Genomic DNA, 3,070 nt, shown 5'->3' on the forward strand with positions numbered 1-3,070 from the left:
CTAATTAAACCTACTTCGGTAAAGTAGATTAAACAACCATTGAAGATTGATAAATCTTCATATTTAAGAATCTCATACCAAGTTTCTTTAAATTGTTCAAAGTCATGTACTAAAGATTCCGTTATAAATGATGTTTCATAAGTATCTTCATTGCCATTGCTTATAAATATTTTATGAAATCTATCATTCGAATAGAACCTCACATTTCCGATATCAATAGGAAAGTCTTCTTTGGGGTATTCGGGAATATAATTCTCGATTACTTTTTGATAAAAATCTACAAATTTGCTGTATGAATCTATTTTATTTGTCCCTAAAATCTTACTTTTATTATTAATAAGGTCTCTATTTAGCTTATCTATGATTCCCAAAAATCTTCTATTAGGAAACCATGAAGTAATAGAATAAATAGCTGAAGCTAAAGAAGTTATCTCGTAATCACATAAAAAACTCATTTTTTATCATCCTACTTTCTTTTGTGATATATGGCTCCATGCTACACCTCTATTATTTCTTTTTATGATAAGACTATTTTATCATAAAACCTACATCTAATTTAATCCAATCTATCTTTCAGCTCCTATCTCTCCATGTGAACATACCCATTTTATGGTATAATAGAGACAGCGTTATACACGGAGGTATACCATGACTCTTGATGTAAATAAAGAGGAATTAACAATTTTAGGGATTCCTTTTGATAACTTTTCAGATTTTGATACTGTTTGGTATGCCATTGGTTCATCAATGATTGAAAATTATGAACCCACTGTGCAAGATGTGATTGATTTAAAAGCTTATGTTATCAACAAGCGAAAGGAATTGGACCTTGGTTAAAAATCAATACGAAGGCTATGAGTACATTGACCCTAATAATCAATACACTTATCCAAATTCTACAGTCTTAATCAACAAACAAAACATTACAAATATTGAAGAAGCCTATCGAAACGAACACCTTCTAGTTACTAGAAGACTTGCAGATTTGAGAATACAGGCTATTGAAGTCAATTCTATTAGGGATATTTTAGCTATCCATAACTATTTATTCCAAGATGTTTATTCTTGGGCAGGGCAATATCGTAGGGTTAATATTTCAAAAAGTGGTAATCCTTTTATGCCATTACAATCTTTTAATACTGCTGAAACCTATATGAACCAGCTTATTCATACCTATCATCAAACGGCTAATTCAAAAGATGAGATTATTAAACAATTAGCAAAAATTCTTGATACCCTTAATTATTTCCATCCGTTTCGAGAAGGCAATGGACGGACTCAACGGGAAGTCATTCGTTCCTTAGCACTGTCAAAAGGATACTCTGCACAAATACGCGTTGAACAAGATGATGAGATTTACAACCTTTATATGGACGGAACAGTCTATGGAGATTTAGGGAAGTTAGAAGAACTACTTGGTAAAATACTAGAAAAGTTATAAATTTATTTACCAAAACATTCCTATGTTCTCTAATACCGCAAAAAATATAATTCCCTAAAATAGAATCAGCACTAAAAATTGGCTCATTGTCAACTGTAATGGGTGACTTATAACTAAGCAGGAGAGAGAATCAAATGGGTTCTCTCTTTTGTGATGTTTAAAGCGATGAGAATTTTTGTTTTGAAGTTCTTGAAATTTCGAAAGCCAGAGGCTTGGCGTTTGATATCTTTGATGAGCTTATTGGTTGCTTCTAACTTGGCATTGGAATAAGGATATTCAAGGGCGTTGGTGATGTAAGCTTTGTATTTTAGAAAGGTTCTGAAAACTGTTTTAAAAGCTGGATTGACGGTTGATAAACTGTCTTTCACTAGTCCGAAAAATAGCTCAGAACGCTTTTCATTATAAATCATATGAGACTTTTTTATACACTCAAAAACCCTACACTATCCAAAGTAGACTTTACTCACTACAATATTATGGAACCTTTTCAATAAATTTTACTTAACTATTCACTATCCTAGTAACCCGTAGAATCAACTTTATTTTGAACTGTTACTCAGATTATTTATTATTCTTAGATAAACTTAGAAGAAAATTCTAGACAAATTTATTATTGAACAAAAGATTTTCTATGTTTCAAATCTGTCTATTTAATATTTAAAAATGTAGAATGATCATCTATATAAAAAACCAGCCTATAATCTAGACTGGCTTTCCCTATTAAAAAATCATTTTAAGAAACATATAAAATTATTTAGTTATACATCTTTTCGCTTTTCTGTCATCAGAGCCAACGGAGTACATATCAATACAATGATTGCTCCTACAATAAATACATTATCAAATGCCCTGCCCAACTGCTCATTTTTTTCTTTGACAATGTCCTTAAGAGCAGCTGTTAATTCATCCTTTTGAGCTAATAATTTAATAGCTGTACCAACTTTGGCTTGTCCTCCAGATATAGTTTTCAAACTACTTGATAACTGAGAGACACTTGAACTAATGGTTTCAACTCCATTAATCAATAACTGATTTGCATCATAAATCTTTCTATAATTACTCCCCTTTTTAGGATCTGGAAGATTATCTGTCTTTTGAGCAGCTATTTTGATTGTCTTAACCATCCTACTTTGTTTGGTTGAAATATTATTGCTGTTCTTGGTCGTCTTGAAAGTTTTTGCCATTTCCTTCTTAGCAACTTTTTTTACATCTGTTGATAAAACCCGTTTTTCAATTTGGTTATACGATGTTTCCTTAATTTGTGTTTTAGCAATATTAACATTACTATTTAAAATGGTAACCAAGAGAGCCATACCAATTGCTTGCCCAATATATCTGGAAGCATTAACGATACCTGACCCAATTCCAGCCTTATTCACTGGTAAATATTTTACAGATGATGTTAATGCCATTGCCATAAATCCTAGTCCTAAACCAATAATCACATTACAACAAACAATGATGCTTTGTGAAGTATTATACTGAACAAGACTAATGCTTTCAATAAATGTAAATAAGTTTTAATGTTTACTAAATCGTCAATCATTATTTTTGCAACTTCTTTACGATAGCTTGTTCCATATTCTTCTTTCAATCCATAATCAATTCTCTCCTCAAAATTGGTATAAG

At 31.1% G+C, this 3,070-nt stretch carries 5 protein-coding genes and 1 pseudogene; 2 read left to right on the plus strand and 4 right to left on the minus strand.

The window, feature by feature from the left end; all coding sequences use genetic code 11:
• The coding region (locus tag ACTHW2_RS12380) for a hypothetical protein (protein ID WP_442264212.1) at positions 1-455 on the minus strand (455 nt) is incomplete at its 3' end.
• A gap of 193 nt (positions 456-648) precedes the next feature.
• Between ACTHW2_RS12380 and ACTHW2_RS12385 the strand changes: the two genes are divergently transcribed.
• A complete protein-coding gene (locus tag ACTHW2_RS12385; RefSeq protein ID WP_100262528.1) occupies positions 649-837 on the plus strand; it encodes a hypothetical protein in 189 nt (62 codons plus the stop codon).
• Positions 830-1,441 (plus strand): Fic/DOC family protein, encoded by a 612-nt coding sequence (locus ACTHW2_RS12390; RefSeq protein ID WP_100262527.1) that lies wholly within the window; start codon positions 830-832, stop codon positions 1,439-1,441. The genes ACTHW2_RS12385 and ACTHW2_RS12390 overlap by 8 nt, the downstream gene beginning before the upstream one ends.
• A gap of 113 nt (positions 1,442-1,554) precedes the next feature.
• Here ACTHW2_RS12390 and ACTHW2_RS12395 read toward each other — a convergent pair.
• The 3 genes and pseudogenes from ACTHW2_RS12395 to ACTHW2_RS12405 all read right to left on the minus strand — a co-directional run.
• Positions 1,555-1,845, minus strand: a pseudogene (locus ACTHW2_RS12395) (transposase); the annotation flags it as partial.
• A gap of 354 nt (positions 1,846-2,199) precedes the next feature.
• Positions 2,200-2,859 (minus strand): hypothetical protein, encoded by a 660-nt coding sequence (locus ACTHW2_RS12400; RefSeq protein ID WP_232693824.1) that lies wholly within the window; start codon positions 2,857-2,859, stop codon positions 2,200-2,202.
• Positions 2,860-2,882: 23 nt separating this feature from the next.
• Positions 2,883-3,070: hypothetical protein (locus ACTHW2_RS12405; RefSeq protein WP_442264213.1), on the minus strand; the 188-nt coding region annotated here is incomplete at its 5' end.

It is taken from the genome of Tissierella sp. (assembly GCF_052089545.1).
Taxonomy (GTDB): Bacteria; Bacillota; Clostridia; order Tissierellales; family Tissierellaceae; genus Tissierella_A.

Bases quoted from the DNA above. Each gene is read 5' to 3' on its own strand.
- ACTHW2_RS12385 (WP_100262528.1), top strand. From the start codon at position 649: ATGACTCTTGATGTAAATAAAGAGGAATTAACAATTTTAGGGATTCCT.
- ACTHW2_RS12400 (WP_232693824.1), bottom strand. From the start codon at position 2,859: ATGGCAATGGCATTAACATCATCTGTAAAATATTTACCAGTGAATAAG.